Origin of the sequence: Mycobacterium sp. 1245805.9 (assembly GCF_001672915.1) — a bacterium.
GTDB lineage: Bacteria > Actinomycetota > Actinomycetes > Mycobacteriales > Mycobacteriaceae > Mycobacterium.
Map to the genome: position 1 here is coordinate 1 of NZ_LZKR01000117.1, position 17,906 is coordinate 17,906.

Below are 17,906 nucleotides of genomic sequence, written 5' to 3' on the forward strand. Positions count from 1 at the left end.
GTGTTGCCGCCGGCGCCGCCGGTGCCGCCGTCGATGTGAGTGGCGGTGCCGGCGCCGCCGAGGCCGCCGTCTCCCGGCCTCCCGCCGTTACCGCCGTCACCGGCGTTGCCGCCGGCGCCGGTGGTGCCCGCGGTGCCATTCGTGACCGCGCCACCGAGGCCGCCGTTGCCGCCGTTGCCGCCGGACCCGCCGGCCCCGCCGGACCCGCCGGACCCGCCGGTCGTGGGGGTCGTGGCGGCCGCCCCGTTGCCGCCGGTGCCGCCGTTGCCGCCGTGGGCACCGGCGCCGCCGGCCCCGCCATTACCGCCGTTACCCGAGATCGAACCGCCTAGCCCGCCGGCACCACCCTTGCCGCCGCTACCGCCGGCCATGCCGGCACTGCCGGAGTCGCCCGGGTTGACCCCGTTGGGCCCGTCGGTGCCAGCCACACCGCTGCCGCCGCGCCCCCCGTCGCCGCCGTTACCGACATCGCCGCCCTTGCCGCCGGCCCCGCCGGCCCCGCCGGAGGCACCGGCCGGCGCGCCGAGGCTCGCGGGGTTGTAGCCGTTGCCGCCATCCCCGCCGTTGCCGCCGCTGGTGGCCGCTTGGCCGTCCGCGCCGGTCGCGCCGGCGATGCCGCCGGACCCGTTGCCGGCCGCGCCGCCGTGGCCGCCAGCGCCAGAGGTGCCCCGGTCACCACCGTTGCCTCCGGCGCCGCCGTCAGGGGTGTGGGCATCGCCGCCGGCGCCAGCGCCACCGTTGCCGCCGGCCGCGCCGTTGCCGCCGACGCCGCCGGCCCCGCCGTTGCCGCCGTGGCCATTGGCGCCCAGGAAGCCGCCGTGGCCCGCGTTGCCGCCGGCGCCGCCGGCGCCGCCATGGCCGCCGTTGCCGCCGGCGCCGCCGTCTCCGCCAGCTTGGCCGGCAACGTTGGCATCTACGCCGCTGCTGCCGACGGCGCCATTGCCGCCGTTACCGCCCAGGCCGCCTTCGCCGCCGGTGCCGCCGGCTCCGAACAGCAGCCCGCCTTTACCCCCCGCGCCGCCGGCCCCGCCGGCAGCACCGCTGCCGCCGTCGTGGGACGCGAGCGTGTCGCCCAGCATGCCGTCGCCGCCCTGACCGCCGGCACCGCCGGCACCCCCGTGGCCGAACACGAAGCCGCCGGCGCCCCCAGCGCCACCGGCTCCGCCGACAACACCCACCATGGTGGCGGTCCCGCCCGCGCCGCCCATCGCGCCGTTACCCATCAGCAAGCCGCCCCTGCCGCCGCTGCCGCCAGCCCCGCTCGCGAAGCCGCCCCCACCGGAGCCGCCATTCCCGATCAGCCCGGCAGCCCCGCCGTTACCGCCGGCGACCGGGCCCGTACCGCCGGTCGGGGTATAGCCGGCCCCGCCATCGCCGAACCACAACCCGCCGGCACCACCATTCGGGTGGGCCGCGGTCCCAGCGGCACCGTTGCCGATCAGAGCACGCCCCAACAGCACATTGGTGGGTGTATTGAGAACCGGGTCCACCAACTGACCGAACGGGCTGTTGATCCACGCTTCGCCGAGGGTGTGAATCGGGCCGTAGACAAATGTCTGGAACAGCGCGGCTGGTGAAGGCGCAGCCGCCAGTGCAGCGGCGCCGGCCGCCTCCGTGGCCTCATACGATGCCGCAGCCCCGCTTAACGCCTGTACGAACTGTTGGTGGAAGGTCGACGCCCGCGCGGCGTCCGCCTGGAACTCCTGGGCGTGCGTGCCGAACAGCGCCGAAATCGCCATCGATACCTCATCAGCGGCCGCCTCCTGGATTTGCGTCGTCGGGGCCAACGCCGCCGCCCCGGCGGCCTCGATCGTCGAGCCGAGAGCGTCCAAATCACCAGCCGCCGCCGCTACCGCCTCCGGGCCCGCGATCACATATGACATGGCAGTCCTCCGCATTGCGTGATCTCGCCGATGTCGTGATCTCGGCCGACCATGGGCCAGTGATCTGGGACACTTTAGAGCAGCATGTGGGGCCCTGGAGGGTTAATCGGAAATAGACCTTTTCACCTAATGTTTTTGTAACGAGCGCCAGCGGAACCATCAAGATCGACCGATTGCTAATCCCTCAGTCGCACGTTCGAGCCGTGCCGGGGGCATTGGCCTTTTTTGCGGCCCGCAAGTCACCCGTCGGCGGCGTCTGCGGCCGCGATCAACGCGCTGCCGAGCTTCCGCGCTTCGGTCGGAGTGATGACGGGGGTATGAGCGCCGTCGATGATGATCTTGCGCTCGGCGTGTCCGTCCACGTACTGCCGCCCGATGACTGACACGACGATGTCGCCGACGTCGGCGCATCGCCCGTGGTCGGTGACGTGCTCGATCCGCCACTCCGGGCCGTCGAACACCCTGAACGCCGCCCCGAAGCCCTCCCATTCGTCGACGCAGGTGGCCCCGGTGGGTGCCGCAAGGTCCCGCGATCGGGCTGTGGTCATGGTCGGTTCTCCTTGGGTCTGGGGCGCCAGCTCGGCCGGGGTTAGTCACTTGACTACACCATGCTCTCGGCCTGTAGTCAAGTGACTAACTGCGGTCTTCGTGTCTGCGCCCGTGATAGTGGTCACGCCCTCGCCGGGCCGGCTGTCGCAAAGGCGGGATCGGGGACGCATGGACAGGCGAGAATGGCGCCATGAACGAACCAGGGAACCTCGGTATCGACGTATTGCTCTTCTGCCCCGCCCAACATCACATCGGCAACCTCAGGAAGTTTGCGGCCGAGATCGGCTATCAGCCGAGAGGCGGAATGCTCGCGGCGTGGCCGCAACACCCGTCGGACTCGTGGTGGGAAGTCCGGTGCCCTGACGGCTGCCCCGGCGTCTACGGCGGTGCGGTGGATCCGATCCGCCAAGAGGTGAAGAGGCTCGCCGACGACCCCAGGCGCACGAATGCTCACTACACGCTGAAGCAGGTGGGCTGAGCGGGCGAAGACCATGCCGTCAATTGCTGCGCGCAAATAAAGCGGCGAAATGACGGATCATTCGCGCGCGGCGATGGACCCAAACCAACGGGCCGAGAATGCCGAATATTTGCAGAGATCGCCGGCGGGCCGTCGACGGAATTACCTCAGAATTAACCAGGAGATCGCTTTGACGGAGCTCGCTGCGCCCTAGGATCGCCGGGCATGAGCGCTCCCACCAGCACCCCCTCGCCCGGGCCCGGGTGGTGGCTGGCATCCGACGGCCAGTGGTACCCCCAGCGGTGGGAGAGCAGCTTCATCTACCGCACAAATGAGTCCCTGCAAGCTGTCGTCGAGGAGGTCGCCGAACTGTCGAAGACCTACGGGGAACAGGGCTGGGAAATCGTGAACTCCTCGGTGCAACGCACCCAGGTCGCCCATCGCTTCAAGGGTTACGACAAAGACGGCGAGTTGTACTTCGAATGGAGCATGGTCTGCACGCTGAAACGGCCACTCCGGCCCGGCTAGAAAGTCGCGCCAGGCAAACGAAACCCGTTGTGCACCTTGACCAGCGGTCCAGGACCGCCCGGTTGAACGCGCAATGAATCTCTCGGCAACATCGGCGGACGCCGTCTAGCAGCAGCGGCCGCGCAGTGGTTCGATCGAAATCGAAAGAGATGCAACGATTTCAGGAGAATCCATGGCGACTCTGCCGGTCCAGCGTCAACCCAGAACTCTGATGCCCGATCTCACCGACCTCTTCAGTGGCACTCCCCTATTGGCCGGCCTGCGCCCGCTCTTCGACCGCAACCTGCTGCGCGTCGAGGACGAGATGGACGACGGCCGCTACGAGGTTCGCGCCGAAATTCCCGGTGTCGACCCCGCGAAGGACATCGACATCACCGTGCACGACGGGATGCTCACCATCAAGGCCGTGCGCAGCCAGGCCGTCGAATCCCGCGGTCGGTCCGAATTCAGCTATGGGGCCTTCGCGCGCTCCGTTCCGCTGCCCGCCGGAGCCGACGTCGATGATGTCCACGCGACCTACGAAAAGGGCATCCTCGCGATCTCGGTACCGGTGCCCAACGGCGCGCCGGCGGCCAAACGCATCGAGGTCGAAAATCGGGACTAATTCCCGACGGCCTGGCGGCCACTGAGTCCCCGGGCGCGCCCTCCGGTGATGCGATGCGGGCGGAACGCTTCGATCCCGATATGTCAGCATTGGAATCGTGAACGCACGCCAATTGGCTCGTTTGCTCGTTTCCGCGGTGGTGACAACCGGGGCGGCGCTCGTTGGCGCACCGATCCTCGCTCCCCCCGCCTCGGCCGCTCCCTGCCCTGACGTCGAGGTGACGTTCGCCCGCGGCACCGATGAGCCGCCGGGCGTCGGCGGCGTCGGGCAGGCTTTTATCGACTCGCTACGTTCGCAGGTCGGCGGTCGGTCCCTTGGCGTGTATGCCGTCAACTACCCGGCCGCCGAGGATTGGCCTCCGTCCGCATCCGCCGGCGCCGTCGACGCGAACGCCCACGTTCAATCCATGGTCGCGACCTGTCCCAACACCAAGCTGGTGCTCGGCGGATATTCCCAAGGCGCGATGGTGATAGATCTGATCACCATCGCCCGAGCATCGATCGCGGGCTTCAATGCCGACACTCTGTCGGCGGACGAGGCAGCCCACGTGGCCGCCGTCGCCGTGTTCGGGAATATGGCCGACAGGGTTGTCGGGCCCATGAACGAGGCCAGCCCCTGGTATGGGGCCAAGGCCATCGACTTGTGCGCGCCCGGCGATCCGGTGTGTTCTGGCGGCGGCCTGTCGCTGCCTTCGCACGAGCAGGTGTTCTCCCCGGAGCACTTGTCGTACCAGCAGTCCGGGATGCCCAGTCAGGCCGCTAGTTTCGTGGCTAGCCACCTCTAGCCACAGCGGCGTTCAGCCCCTCACGGTGCGAGCCGGACGAAGCCCGGCGACGGATCCGCGGGGACCCCACCCCCGGCGCCGCCCGGGCTGCCGCCGCCGTTGCCGCCACCGCTGCTACCGCCGCCGCCTCCGGCGCCGCCAGGCTGTGGGCCGCCAGCGGGCTCCATCTGCTGTGGTGGAGGCGGCGGCTGTTGCGGCGGGGGCTTCACCTGTTGCGGCGGGGGCGGCGGGGCGGTCGGCGCGGACGGCGCGGCTATCGGAAGGCGTGGCGTCTGGATCTGCGCGGCCGTCGGCGGCGGCGCCGGAAGCTGCGGCGGGTTCGGATCGTCGATCTCTCCGACGGGAACGGTCAACGGAGGCTCCCGCGGATCGCTCCGCACGTCGACCGCCGGCCGTGTGACGCTGTGCGCCGACCCTGCCCACCCGCTGGGGTTCGTTCTGAGGGAAGCGATTTTGTCCCGATCGTAGGGACAGTAGGCCCCCACTGCGGCGGTGATGAAGCGCGCCTCGGTGCGCGCGAGGCGACCGAGGTCGAAATCGCGCTCGCTCGGATCGATGCCGACCGCGTTGTTGACCATCGCGTCCACCAAGCCGGCCGCCGGCATGCCGGCGTCGAGCGTGCGACACACGTCATGGCCCGTTTCGATAAGGCTCGGGACGCCCCGGAGCGCAGGAATGCCTTGTTGATCGAGCAGTGCCAGGAACCGATCGTCTTGGCTGGGGTCGGCAATGGCCGCGCTGCCGCGCACAATTGCAGCTCCAGTCAGCACCACAATGGCCGTAATCAGGGGACCGGAGCGGACGGAGGTACCGGTGAACATAGGAGGGATTTCCGTTCTGGTCGGGCCGTCACGTGACGGGCGAATTGCCATTTAGACCACGTACGCGCGCCGCCCCTCCGGTTCCACGGCGCACGCACCAACGCTGCTACAGCTTGAATCCGTTCACCTTTTGTTCATCTTTTGTTAACCATTCTGTTCATAATAAATCACCGCGATTCCGCGGTAAATACCCGATTTTCCGAACCGAGCCGGGTCAGCTCAAACACGTTGCGGTACAAGGTAAGAGATTGCGCTGACGCCGACGGTTGCAACCGCCCCCGCGCGCCGCGATTAGCAGTCGATCTCTACATTCAGGTCGAATTCGGCGAAGGTGCGCGACACGCTTTCCCGTAGCTCCTCTTTGGTATTCGACCGCCCGAGGAGATACGCCGAGATTCGGATGAACATCTTGCCGCGACCCCGCCCCGAACCCAGGAACAGTTGTCCGCCCATGGCCTCGAGCGTGCTTTTCTTGATATCGGGCTCGAGGTTTCTCATGTACGCGTAATCGGCGTCGGTGCCGTCGGGGCGGTTCGCCGACGGGGACAGGTCACCGACGTTGGAGCACGTGACCGGCAGGGTGGAGCCACCCGTCGCCATACCCGCGACCTTCCTGGCCGCCCATACCGGCGTCAACGCGGCCAGCGGCAGCGGCGCCAGCCACTCGTTGTCGGGGTCTTCCATCGCCTGGAGGATCGTTTGCGTGATCTTGGCCTGCATGTCGGCGAGGTCCGTGGCCGCGTGCGTCGGGTCGACCGGGACGTCGACGCTGGTGAGCGCGTTGCCTCGGGTATCGCCTTCGGTCCGCAGCGTCACCAGGAATCGCAGGGTGACGGTCCCGTCGTCCTGAACCCGACCCATCCGTACGGCGAGCCTGCACGCGATTCCCGCGACCAGTGAGTTGCTGCTTGCGCCAAGGCTTTTCGCGCGGGCATCCCATTCCGCCAGGTCGATGTATGCGGTGAGGGCGGGCACCTCCACCGGCCGGTCGTCGGCCGACCTCCGCGGCGACGGTGGTGCCGCCTTGAACGATGAGTTGAGTTCCTTGCGGTCGCGCCGCGCCCGCCGAGCCACGGCGGCCAACGCGTGCCCGATGTCGGGCAGGTCTTTGACGGTCTGCCGGAAATCCTCACGCACTGCGCGCCCGAGAGTGCGCGATCCCGCGGGCGGATAGCCGAGCTCGCGCGTCCGGCCCTCGGCGGCGTCTTCGATCGCCTGGCCGAACGCGATGGCGTCGACGATCGTGTGCGAGGCCACCAGGCTTACCGCGGTGCCGCCGCCCTCGAGCGGAAGCACCCCGAGATGCCAGGCCGGCCCCCACTCCGGGTCGATGGGTAAGCGGGCCCGCTCGTCGGCCCACGCATTCACCTCGGCACGCGGTCGCGGCGTCGCGGCGAAGTCGATCTCCTCCGGCGGCGGTGCCTGCACCCAGCGATCGCGCGCGAATGGCAATGTGGACCGTTCGATCCTGCGCCCCAACAACCCGCGACCAAGGTTGCGGTGGAAACGCTTTAGCCCCTCGACGTCGATGGCGCGGTCGTAGATCCAGGTGACCTGAATGAGCGCGCCGTGAACCGCTCGCAACGCGAGGAACGCCGCCTGGTCCAGGTATGCGAGCCGATTGTCCACGGGCTCGTCGCCGCGGGTGCTGACCTGAGCCGCCGGCGCGGCGGGCGCGGCGGTGTCGGTCAGCAACTCCGCGAGGTGGCCGGCGAGCTTCGCCGGGGTGGGGTGATCGAAGGCCAGCGTCGCCGGCAGCGCCAGGCCGGTGCGCTGGTTCACCGTGTTGCGCAGTTCCAGCGCTGTCAGGGAGTCGATGCCGAGCTCCTTGAAGGGAATCTCGGGATCGAGGGCGGCCGGGTCGGGGTGGGCCAGCACGGCAGCGGTGGTCGCGGTGACCATCGCGGTCAGGGTGTCCAGCCGTTGTTGCGGCGTCTGGCTGGCCAGCGTGGTGGCCAGCGTGCGCGGGCTGCCGGTGGCGGCCTGACGGCGGCTGGTGGTCAGGGCCGACAGGATCGGGTCCAGGGTGCCGTTGCGGGCCTGGCGGGCCAGCGCGGCGGTGTTAAACGGGCTGGCCAGCAGGTTGGTCGGCTGACTCGCGAGCGCAGCGTCGAAGAGTGCCAGCCCGTGCTCGTTGGTGATGGGGGTGAGCCCGGTGCTGCTCAGGCGGGTCAGGTCGCTGGTGCTGAGGTGGGCGGTCATCCCGGACGGGGTTTGCCAATAGCCCCAGGCCAGGCTGGTGGCCTCGCGTTGGGTGTGATGCCGGTGGTGTGCCAGCGCGTCCAGGAACGCGTTGGCGGCCGCATAGTTGGCCTGCCCGGCGCTGCCCAGGATGCCCGCGGCGGACGAGAACAGGACGAACGCGGCCAGGTCGCGGTCGGCGGTGAGGTGGTGCAGGTGCCAGGCCGCGTCGGCCTTGGCGGCCAAGACCGCATCGAGCTGTTCGGGGCTCAGGTCGGTCACCAGCGCGTCGTCGAGCACGCCGGCGGCGTGGATCACCGCGGTCAACGGGTGGTCGGCGGGGATCGTGTCGAGTGCGGCGGCCACGTCGGCGGGGTTGCTGGTGTCGCACGCGGTGATCGCGACTTCGGCGCCGAGCCCGGCCAGGCGCTCTTGCAGGTCGCCCGCGCCGGGAGCGTCGATTCCGCTGCGCGACAACAGCAATAGGTGTTCGACGCCGTGGCGGGTGATCAGGTGTTCGGCGAAGAGCGCGCCCAGCATCCCGGTGCCGCCCGTGATCAGCACCGTGCCTTGGGGATCCAACACCGCGGGCGGGATCAGCACGATTTTTCCGGTGTGGCGGGCTTGGCTCATGTCGCGGAAGGCTTGCGGGGCGTTCAGCAGGCCGTAGCTCGTGGTGGGCAGCGGCTTGAGCACGCCGGCAGCGAACATTTCGGTCAGGGCCGCCCATGCGGGCTGCAGGGCTCCCGGCGGTGCGCTGGACAGGTCGTAGACCTGGTAGTCGACCCCCGGATGGGACGCGGCGATGTCTTTGGCCCGGCGGATGTCGGTCTTGCCGATTTCGACGAAAGTGCCTCCGCGGGGCAGCAATTGCAGCGACGCGTCGACGAACTCGCCGGCCAGGCTGTTGAGCACGACGTCCATGCCCTGGCCGTCGGTGGCGGCCTTGAAGGTGTCGACGAAATCCAACGTGCGCGACGACGCGATGTGCGGGGGGTCGAGCCCCAGCTCGTGAAGCACGTGGTGTTTGGTCGGGTGGGCGGTGGCGAACACCTCCGCACCGAGGTGGTGGGCGATCTGGATGGCGGCCTGACCGACGCCTCCGGCGCCGGCGTGGATGAGCACCCGTTGGCCGGCCTTGAGCCCGGCGATCTCGACCAGAGCGGCGTAGGCGGTGAGAAACACGATCGGCGCGGACGCGGCCTGGGTGAACGACCATCCGGCCGGGACGGGCACCACCATGCGCTCGTCGGCGATCGCGGTGGGCGCGAACGCGTTATGCGGGAAAAGCCCCATCACCGCGTCACCGGGACGCAGCGATGCGCCGGGGGCGGCGTCGACGACGACCCCCGCTGCCTCGCTGCCCATTCCGTCGTCGGCGATCGCGCCCAGTGCGACGACCACGTCACGGAAGTTCAGCCCGGCCGCCCGTACCTGAACGCGAATCTGGCCCGGCGCCAGGGTGTTTGGCGCATCGGTGGGGAGCAGGGCCAGGTTGCTCAGGTCACCCTTGCCGGTGGTGCCCACCCGCCAGTCGGCACCGTCCGGTGGGGTGAGGGTCGGGATGCGGGCCACGCGCGCGATGTGGGCAACACCGTTGCGCACGGCCAACTCCGGCTCGCCCGCCGGGCGCGTAGAGGCGATGGCGACCAGGCTGTCCAGGGAGGTGTCGTCGTTGTCGATCAGGGTGATGCGGTGGGGGTGCTCGTTCTGAGCGGTGTGGATCAGCGCCCAGGCCGCGGCGTGCGCCAAATCCGGGACACCGTCATGCGCACCGACGCTGACCGCGCGACGGGTGACGATCACCAGGTGGGCGTTGGCGGTGTCCGGACGGGTGAGCCAGCCCTGGAGCTGGGCCAAGACATCGCGGGTCAGGGCGTGCACTCGCCGCAGCGGATCGGCGTCGGCGGCGTGTGGCAGCGGCCAGATCACCAACTCCGGGGGCGCGGTCACCGAGGCGAGGTCGTTGTCGGTGCACACCGCCCACGCCGGTGGTTGGGCGCCCGACGGCACGGCCAGATCGGGCGCCGCCGGCCAGGTCAGCTCGAACATGCTGTCGGAGAGCCCGGCGATCGAAGCGGGCCGGCCGATCTGGTCGGACATGGCGCGCAACGCCACCGCGCCGATGGTGATCACCGGCGCGCCGGTGGGGTCGGTGGCGTGCAGCGTGAACGTGTCCTCGCCGGTCCGGGTGAGGTGGACGTGCAGCTGGGTGGCCGCGGTGGCGTACAAGCTGATTCCGTTGAGCGCGTACGGGATCCGCGGCGAGCCAGGGTCGGCCGAGTCGGACGCGGCAGCCAACGGGTGTAGCGCCGCGTCGAGGAGGGCGGGGTGGATGCCGTAGCCGGCGACATCGGTGCCGGCGGGCAGCGCCACCTCGGCGTAGACGACGTCGGGCCGGGCCGGGTCGGTGCCGATGGCCCGGACCGATCGGAACGGACCGCCGTAGTTATAGCCCTGCAGGGCCAGCCGGTCGTAGAAATCGTCCTGATCGATCGCTTCCGCGCCCACCGCCGGCGGCGGGGAGCCGGCGGCCGGCTGGCGGGTGGTGAGCGCGCCGCTGGCATGCAGCGTCCACGCGGCATGTTGCTGGCCGCCGGCGCGGGAGTGCACGCTGAACGGGCGCCGGCCCAGCTCGTCGAGCGGGTGCACCAGGACCTGCAGATCTGTCGGCGCCTGCTCCGACAGCGTCAGTGGGGCGTGCAGGATCAGCTCGTCGATCGTCGGGGCGCCGGCCAGCTCCCCGGCCCGCAGGATCACCTCGATGGACCCGGTCGCCGGGAACAAGATCGTGTCGTTGACCCGATGCCCGCCCAGCCACTCCTCGGTGCCGGGCGACAACCGCCCGCTGACCATGATCTGGTCTTCGTCGGCCAATTCGGCGACCGCACCCAGCAGGGGGTGGTCGGCGCGGTCCAGGCCGAGGGCGGCGGCGTCGTCGACCGGCGTGGGGGCGAGCCAGTAGCGGCGGTGGTCGAAGGGGTAGGTGGGCAGCGCGACGGCGCGGGCGTGCGGGTACAGCGCTGGCCAGGAGGGGCTGTGGCCGTGAGTGTGCAACTGCGCCAACGCCATTGCCAGGCTGTCGTGATCCGGACGTTCCCGGTGCAGCGTGACGACGACCGTCGACTGGGCCCGCCCCGGGGTCTGGGCCAGCGTGTCGGTCAACGCCGGCGCCAACACCGGGTGCGGGGACAGCTCGACAAACGTGCACTCTCCCGCGGCCAGCCGCTCGGCCACCCGGTCATAAAAGCGCACCGGCTCACGCAGATTGCGATACCAGTAGTCGGCGTCCATCGTGGTGGTGTCCAACGGACCACCCGAAACCGCCTGTCCCACCGTGGAATACAGCGGGACGCGGGCTAGGGCCGGGCTCAGCTCACCGAGCTCGGACAGGAGCCGCTCGCGCACCGCCTCGACCTGGGCGCAGTGCGAGGCGTAATCCACTGCGATCTGACGGAACTGAATGCCGTCGCGCTCACACGCCGCGCCGAACTGCTCCATCGCGGAAGGCTCGCCGCTGATGATGGTGTGCGACGGGCCGTTGATCGCCGAAACACTCAACGCCGCACCCCACGGTTGCAGCAGGGGCTCGAGTTGCTCGGCGCCCAACAGCACCGAGGCCATCGCACCCGCCCCACACAGTTCGCCCAGCGCCTGGCTGCGCCGCGCCACAATCTGGGCCGCCTCGGGCAACGAAAACACCCCGGCGATGTAGGCCGCGGCGATCTCGCCCTGCGAGTGTCCGATGACCGCGTCCGGTGTGATGCCGTAAAAGCCCAGTAACTCGGCCAGCGAGACCATCATCGTAAACAGCACCGGCTGAACCACATCGACACGCTCCAGCGCGGGAGCCCCCGGCGCCTGCAGCAGGACCTCGCGCACCGACCAGCCGGTGAATGGGCGCAATGCCTCGTCGCAGTCGTCGACCATCGCCGCGAAAACGCGGTGACGTTCGTACAACTCGCGGCCCATCCCGGCATATTGGCCGCCCTGCCCGGGCAGGACGAACACGGTCTTGCCGCGAACCTGGGCCAGGTAGTGGTGCTGGGCGAGCTGCGGGTGGGCGTGGCCGTCACGCATCGCGTCTAACGCGGCCAGCAGGTCTTCGCGAGGATCGGCGCTGTCGACCGCTCCGGTGATCACCGCCCGATAGGAGTGGTGGGTGCGGGTGGCACCGAGGCTGTAGGCCACGTCGGCGAGATCCAGGTCCGGACGAGCGAGCAAGTGTTGGTGTAGCCGGTCGGCCTGCGCGCGCAACGCCGCGGGTGTGCGCGCCGACACCGGCCATACCCGCAGCCCGAAGTCGACACCCTCGGGTTCTTCGGCCGGCTCGACCGGCGCGGCCGGGGCCTGTTGGACGATCACATGCGCGTTGGTGCCGCTGATTCCAAAGGAGGACACCGCCGCGGTGCGGGGATGATCAGTCTCGGGCCAGGGCACCGCCTCGGTCAGCAGGCGCACCGTGCCGGCCGACCAATCCACATGTGGGCTGGGCTGATCCACGTTCAGCGTCGGCGGCAAACTGTCGTGATTGAGCGCCTCGATCATCTTGATCAACCCCGCCACCCCCGCGGCGGCCTGAGTATGACCGATGTTCGACTTGATCGAGCCCAGCCACAACGGGTGTTCCGCCGAGCGGGCCGTGCCGTAGGTGGCGATCAGGGCGCCCGCCTCGATCGGGTCGCCAAGAGTGGTGCCGGTGCCGTGCGCCTCGACCACATCGACCTGATCAAGCGCGACACCCGCGTTGGCCGCGGCCTGGGTGATGACGCGTTGTTGAGAGGGCCCGTTCGGGGCCGTCAATCCGTTCGAGGCGCCGTCCTGGTTGATCGCCGATCCCGCGATCACCGCCACCACCGGATGCCCATTACGTTGCGCGTCGCTGAGCCGTTCGAGGACCAGCACCGCCGCGCCCTCGCCCCAGCCGGTGCCATCGGCGTTGGCGGAGAACGCTTTACAGCGCCCGTCGGCGGCCAGCCCGCGCTGGCGGGCGAACTCGGTGAACACCGACGGGGTCGTCATCACCGTCACCCCACCGGCAAGAGCCAACACCGACTCACCATTGCGCAGCGACTGACACGCCAAATGCGTGGCCACCAACGACGACGAACAGGCGGTGTCGACGGTGATCGCGGGGCCCTGCAAACCCAGCGCATAAGCGATTCGCCCGGACGCCACGCTTGGCGACAGGCCGGTCAGCGCGTAGCCCTCCACACCTTCCGAGCCGCCCCCGCCGTAGGACTGTGACCACGCGCCGACGAACACGCCGGTCTCGGTACGCACCAACCCGGCCGGGTCAATTCGGGCCGTTTCCAACGCTTCCCAGCACACTTCCAGCAGCTGCCGCTGCTGAGGATCCATGGTTTGGGCCTCGCGCCCCGAGATCCCGAAGAACTCCGCGTCGAACCCGGCCGCATCCGCCAAGAACCCGCCGGCGCGGGTGTAGGTCTTGCCCACCGCGTCGGGATCCGGATCGAACAACTCCCCCAGATTCCAGCCACGGTCGACCGGAAAACTCCCGACGGCGTCGGTGCCGGTGGCCACCAAATCCCACAACGCCGCCGGCGAATCCACCCCACCCGGGAACCGACATGCCATGCCCACCACAGCAATTGGCTCGTCCACCGCCACCTGCGATTCCACCGGCGAGGCCGCCGCGACGGGCCCGACCAGCAGCTGGGCCAGGTGGGCGGCCAACTCGTCGGGGGTGGGATAGTCGAACGCCAGCGTCGGCGGCAACGGCAGCTCGGTTTCGGTCTTGAGCCGGTCGAGCAATTCGGTGGCTTTCACCGAGTCCAAACCCAGGTCCCTGAACGCCGACCCTGGGTCGATGTCGTCCGGGCTCGGACGCCCCAACACCGCCGCCGCCTGCGCGCAGACCATCCCCACCAGCAGGTCACGTTGCTGCTGGCTTAGCGTGCGAACACGTTGGGCCAATCCCGAGTCGGCCGCGGCGTCCGCGGCGATGTCCTCGACCGCGCGCGGCTTTGACGGGCCGATATGCGCGTCCAAACGGGTGAAGGCGCCCTGCTGATAGAGCTTTGAGCAATCCCGTCGCCTCACCTTGCCGCTTGTGGTGAGGGGAATCGAATGTGGGGGCACCAGAACGAGATCCGCGACGCTCAGTTCGTGCGTCCTCGATATCGCCGCGATGATTTCACGCCGGGTGGCGATCAACCGTTGCGCGTCCTCTTCGGAATCGCCGCCGGGCTTGAGTTCGACGATGGTGACGAGTTTCTCGGGACCGTCATCATCGGAAACCGCGATCGCCACGCAGCGGCCGCGGGTGATCTCCTGGATCGTCGCCTCGATGTCGTCGGGAGAATGGTTGCGCCCGTAGACGATCAAGAGATCCTTGATCCGGCCAACGATGAACATCTCGCCTTCGGAGTAGAAGCCCAGGTCCCCCGTCCGCAGCCAGGGCCCCTCCGGGGTGCCGTCCGACGCGCCGACGATCGTTCTGCCGAAGACACGTTCTGTCTCTTCGGGTTTCTGCCAATAGCCTGAGCAGACGTTCTCGCCGGTCGTCCAGATCTCACCGACCGTTCCCTCCGGGCATTCCATGCTCGTCTCGGGGTCGACGATCCGCACGATCGGCCACTTCGGCATCCCGTAACTGACCAGCGGGATGCCGGCACCGTCGGCGCACCGCTCGCCACGGCCGGCGGTCATCTGCTCCGAATCGAAAGACACGGTCACCGGCGGGTGGCCCGATTCGCGCGTCGCCACCACGAGCGTGGCTTCCGCGAGTCCGTAGGAGGGACGCAACGCCTCGGGGCGGAAGTTGAAGCGGGCAAACCTGTCCGCGAAGCGCCACAGCGTCGGCGGGTTCACGCGTTCGGCGCCGTTGAGGATGGTGTGCACGCCGCCGAGGTCAAGCCCGGCCAGGTCGTCGTCCGAGGTCTTTCGGGTCGCCAGTTCGAACGCGATGTTGGGCGCCGCGGAGAAGGCGTGCGGATTGCCGGCCAGCATTTGCATCCATCGCGCCGGTCGCTGCAAAAAGGACGGCGGGCTGGTGAGCACGGTGGGGAATCCCCACAGGACCGGGAAGGCGATGCCCAGGATCAGGCCCATGTCATGAAACAGCGGCAGCCACGACACCACGGTGGTGTCCGGTGGGGCCATCCCGCCGTCGGCCTCGTAGTACATGGCCATGATCTGCTCGCAGTTGACCTGAATGTTCTTGTGCGAGACGACAACTCCCGCTGGGGTGCGGGTCGACCCGGAGGTGTATTGCAGGTGCGCGATGCTCGTCTGGCCATCGGTGTCGGCGGCGGCTAGGCGAGAGTCAAGATCCAGCCGATCGACCTCGACGACCGATGGCGCGCCGGGCTCCGACTTCGCGTACTCGGCGATGATGTCCACGGCAGCGGATGTGGTCAAAATCGTCGTAGGTGACGCGTCATGCAGGACGGCGCTGACCCGCTCGTCGCTGGCGCCACCCACCGGCATCGACAGCGGAACCGCGATCTGGCCGGCCTGTAGCGCGCCGAGAAAACCGACGACGTATTCGAGCCCCTGCGGTGCCAGGATCACGGCGCGGTCGCCCGTCGACCCGCAGGCTTGGAGTTCCCGTGCGAGGTTCAGCGTGCGGCGATACAGCTGCGACCACGTCAGGCTTTCCGCAACGCCCTCCCAGTCGTTCTCGTAATCGACATACGTGAACGCCAGATCGTCGGGCCGCGAACTGGCACGCTCCCGCAGGACCTCGGGAATGGAATGCTCAAGCACAGCTTGACGATACCGATGAACGCACGGGGCGTCGGCGAAACCGTCCAGCCCGGACAAAGCCGCGGACACGCGGTTGAGCACGTGCGTTTTCGCCTCGGCGCGCCGCCGTTACGCGGGCAGGTGCAGCCTCATGACCTCGATCAGGTGGCGTCCGACGTCGTCGAGCGCGGCAGTCGACTGCGTCGCGATCGCGAGGATGACGGCGCCTTCGATGGCGGCGACCGCGAGGGTCGCCAGCGAGCGCGCGTTGTTTGGATCGGCGCCGGACCTGACCAGCCGCTCGGCGAGGATCGTCTGCCAGTCGCTAAACGCCTCGCGGGCGGCCTCCGCGGCCGCCGGTGCTTCGGAACGACCGAGGACCGCCGCAACGATCGGGCAGCCCGCTTGGAGCTGCGTCGCGGTCAGCTGCGCCTTCCACGCGTCGATGAAGGTCTGGACCGCCTGGGCGGGATCGCCGCCGTCGTCCCCCGACCGGATCAGCGCGGTCAATTCCGCCCCCGCCAGGCGGGTGGCCTCGGCGACGAGCTCGGCCTTGCCGCCGGGGAAGTTCAGGTAGACCGTCCTGCGGGCGACTCCGCTGTCCTCCAGCAGCGCGTTGAGGCCGGTTCCGGCAACCCCCCGCCGTCGCACCAACCCCGTGACGCTGGCGATCAGAGCATCCCGCGCCGACATCTTTCGCCGCCTTTCGTCGCACCTCAGGCTTGAACTATACCAATCGGTCTACTAGCCTGAACGCCATGACGAGCACCAACGAGCAAAAGACGCTGCGCAAGTTCCGCAGGGAACGGGCGATCGGACGCTATCTGCTCAACCCCGCGGTGAAGGGGTTGAGCGCGCTCGGGGTGCGCACCGCCATGGCCACCGAACTGGAAACCATCGGCCGCAAGACCGGCCAAGCGCGCCGGGTTCCGGTGTCGGCCCAATTCGACGACGACGGCGCGTGGGTGATCTGCCAGCACGGCAGCCGCTCCGGCTGGGGCAAAAACATCGCCGACAACCCGAAGGTCCGTCTGCGACTGGGCAATCGGTGGCGCACCGGGGTCGCGACATTCCGGCCGGACGACGACGTCGTCGCACGCGCCCGCAAGTTCGGACGGCTGGCGGCCAAAATGGTCAAGGCGCTGGAAACGACGCCCGTGTCCGTCCGGATCGACTTCACCTAGTTACTACGCGCCCGGCGCGTACTGCCACACCGCGTCGTGGCCCGCCGCCATCGTCGGGTTGCACCACATCGTGCGCCCGGCGGCGTCGCGGGCGGTGGCGTTCCGCACGGAGCACGGGTGGCCCGCGGCCGGGAGGTTGAAGTAGGCGACCGCCATGCCGATCGCGATGATGATCGCGGTGGCCGAAGAGACCATCGCCAACCGGAGGAATCCGAGTTTCCTGTTCGCCTTCTTCTCCGCCGTGGTGCGCATGGCTGCTCCTCCCGTCAGATGCCGGATCGTTGTAGGTCGTGAACTGAGCATCGGCGGGAGGGCTTGAGGGATCCTCAATGGATTCTTGGCGGGCGTTTGGGCCGGTCAGCGCGCCAAGTACCGTTACCCGGGTGAGCCAGTCCGACCCCGTCCTGTACAGCGTCGACGCCCGCGTCGCGCTCATCACCGTCAACGACCCCGATCGGCGCAACGCCTTCACCGACGAGATGTCGGCGCGACTGCGCGACGCGGTGCAGCGCGCCGAAGCCGATCCCGACGTGCACGCCGTCGTGGTCACCGGCGCCGGCAAGGCGTTTTGCGCCGGCGCCGACCTCAGCGCCCTGAGCGCCGCCGGCGCGGGCGCGGCGGAGTCCGGGCTGCGGCGCATCTACGACGGCTTCATGGCCGTCGGCAACTGCCGGTTGCCCACGATCGCCGCCGTCAACGGGGCGGCTGTCGGCGCCGGCCTGAACCTGGCGCTGGCCGCCGACGTGCGCATCGCGGGACCCGGCGCGTTGTTCGACGCCCGTTTCCAAAAGCTCGGGCTGCATCCCGGCGGCGGTGCGACCTGGATGCTGCAACGCGCGGTGGGTCCCCAGGTGGCGCGCGCGGCCCTGCTGTTCGGGATGCGCTTCGACGCCGAGTCCGCCGTGCGGCACGGGCTGGCGCTCAGCGTCGCCGACGACCCCGTCGCCGCGGCGCTGGAGCTGGCCGCGGGTCCCGCGGCGGCTCCCCGTGATGTGGTGCTGGCGACCAAGGCGACGATGCGCGCCACGATCAACCCGGGATCGGTGGACACCGAGCAGCACGACCTCGCCATGCGCACGGAGCTCGGCCCGCAGGCGTTCTCCATCCAATCACCGGAATTCGCAAGCAGATTGGCCGCGGCGCGGCAGCGCTAACCTAGCGCATTACGCGCGACACTTTAATCCCGTACACGACACGCCGACGCG

At 69.2% G+C, this 17,906-nt stretch carries 12 protein-coding genes; 6 read left to right on the forward strand and 6 right to left on the reverse strand.

Annotated features, from left to right (window positions below):
• A partial coding sequence (locus tag A9X00_RS30805) for a PE family protein (RefSeq protein ID WP_156772121.1) occupies nucleotides 1–1,883 on the reverse strand: 1,883 nt, incomplete at its 3' end.
• A 239-nt stretch (nucleotides 1,884–2,122) separates the two neighbouring features.
• A complete protein-coding gene (locus A9X00_RS16070) occupies nucleotides 2,123–2,431 on the reverse strand; it encodes a hypothetical protein (RefSeq protein WP_067155190.1) in 309 nt (102 codons plus the stop codon).
• 191 nt (nucleotides 2,432–2,622) lie between these two features.
• On the opposite strand from A9X00_RS16070, the gene A9X00_RS16075 reads away from it, so the two are divergent.
• The 4 genes from A9X00_RS16075 to A9X00_RS16090 all read left to right on the forward strand — a co-directional run bounded on the left by A9X00_RS16075 (nucleotide 2,623) and on the right by A9X00_RS16090 (nucleotide 4,805).
• A complete protein-coding gene (locus A9X00_RS16075) occupies nucleotides 2,623–2,910 on the forward strand; it encodes a hypothetical protein (protein ID WP_067155193.1) in 288 nt (95 codons plus the stop codon).
• 204 nt (nucleotides 2,911–3,114) lie between these two features.
• A complete protein-coding gene (locus A9X00_RS16080) occupies nucleotides 3,115–3,417 on the forward strand; it encodes a hypothetical protein (protein WP_067155196.1) in 303 nt (100 codons plus the stop codon).
• A 172-nt stretch (nucleotides 3,418–3,589) separates the two neighbouring features.
• Nucleotides 3,590–4,021, forward strand: coding sequence for an Hsp20/alpha crystallin family protein (locus A9X00_RS16085; protein ID WP_067155199.1), 432 nt, complete (start codon nucleotides 3,590–3,592; stop codon nucleotides 4,019–4,021).
• Between the two features lie 97 nt (nucleotides 4,022–4,118).
• Entirely contained in the window at nucleotides 4,119–4,805 is a 687-nt protein-coding gene (locus A9X00_RS16090) for a cutinase family protein (protein ID WP_197515186.1), read from the forward strand.
• Between the two features lie 20 nt (nucleotides 4,806–4,825).
• Here the strand turns inward: A9X00_RS16090 and A9X00_RS16095 are convergent, their stop codons facing one another.
• From A9X00_RS16095 to A9X00_RS16105, 3 genes are all read right to left on the reverse strand, one after another.
• Nucleotides 4,826–5,575, reverse strand: coding sequence for a DUF732 domain-containing protein (locus A9X00_RS16095; RefSeq protein ID WP_369830758.1), 750 nt, complete (start codon nucleotides 5,573–5,575; stop codon nucleotides 4,826–4,828).
• Between the two features lie 342 nt (nucleotides 5,576–5,917).
• Nucleotides 5,918–15,538 (reverse strand): type I polyketide synthase, encoded by a 9,621-nt coding sequence (locus A9X00_RS16100; protein ID WP_067155208.1) that lies wholly within the window; start codon nucleotides 15,536–15,538, stop codon nucleotides 5,918–5,920.
• Nucleotides 15,539–15,646: 108 nt separating this feature from the next.
• Entirely contained in the window at nucleotides 15,647–16,210 is a 564-nt protein-coding gene (locus tag A9X00_RS16105; protein WP_067155211.1) for a TetR/AcrR family transcriptional regulator, read from the reverse strand.
• Between the two features lie 65 nt (nucleotides 16,211–16,275).
• Between A9X00_RS16105 and A9X00_RS16110 the strand changes: the two genes are divergently transcribed.
• The gene (locus tag A9X00_RS16110; protein ID WP_067155214.1) at nucleotides 16,276–16,701 is read left to right on the forward strand and encodes a nitroreductase/quinone reductase family protein; all 426 of its coding nucleotides are present in this window, start codon (nucleotides 16,276–16,278) and stop codon (nucleotides 16,699–16,701) included.
• Between the two features lie 3 nt (nucleotides 16,702–16,704).
• Here A9X00_RS16110 and A9X00_RS16115 read toward each other — a convergent pair whose 3' ends face one another.
• Nucleotides 16,705–16,953, reverse strand: a complete 249-nt coding sequence (locus tag A9X00_RS16115; protein WP_067155217.1) for a hypothetical protein — start codon at nucleotides 16,951–16,953, stop codon at nucleotides 16,705–16,707.
• 131 nt (nucleotides 16,954–17,084) lie between these two features.
• On the opposite strand from A9X00_RS16115, the gene A9X00_RS16120 reads away from it, so the two are divergent.
• Nucleotides 17,085–17,855, forward strand: a complete 771-nt coding sequence (locus A9X00_RS16120) for an enoyl-CoA hydratase (RefSeq protein WP_067155220.1) — start codon at nucleotides 17,085–17,087, stop codon at nucleotides 17,853–17,855.
• Nucleotides 17,856–17,906: the final 51 nt, after the last annotated feature.

Excerpts from the sequence above, each read along its gene's own strand:
- A9X00_RS16070 (WP_067155190.1), bottom strand. The coding sequence starts at position 2,431 with ATGACCACAGCCCGATCGCGGGACCTTGCGGCACCCACCGGGGCCACC.
- A9X00_RS16075 (WP_067155193.1), top strand. The coding sequence starts at position 2,623 with ATGAACGAACCAGGGAACCTCGGTATCGACGTATTGCTCTTCTGCCCC.
- A9X00_RS16080 (WP_067155196.1), top strand. The coding sequence starts at position 3,115 with ATGAGCGCTCCCACCAGCACCCCCTCGCCCGGGCCCGGGTGGTGGCTG.
- A9X00_RS16085 (WP_067155199.1), top strand. The coding sequence starts at position 3,590 with ATGGCGACTCTGCCGGTCCAGCGTCAACCCAGAACTCTGATGCCCGAT.
- A9X00_RS16105 (WP_067155211.1), bottom strand. The coding sequence starts at position 16,210 with ATGTCGGCGCGGGATGCTCTGATCGCCAGCGTCACGGGGTTGGTGCGA.
- A9X00_RS16110 (WP_067155214.1), top strand. The coding sequence starts at position 16,276 with ATGACGAGCACCAACGAGCAAAAGACGCTGCGCAAGTTCCGCAGGGAA.
- A9X00_RS16115 (WP_067155217.1), bottom strand. The coding sequence starts at position 16,953 with ATGCGCACCACGGCGGAGAAGAAGGCGAACAGGAAACTCGGATTCCTC.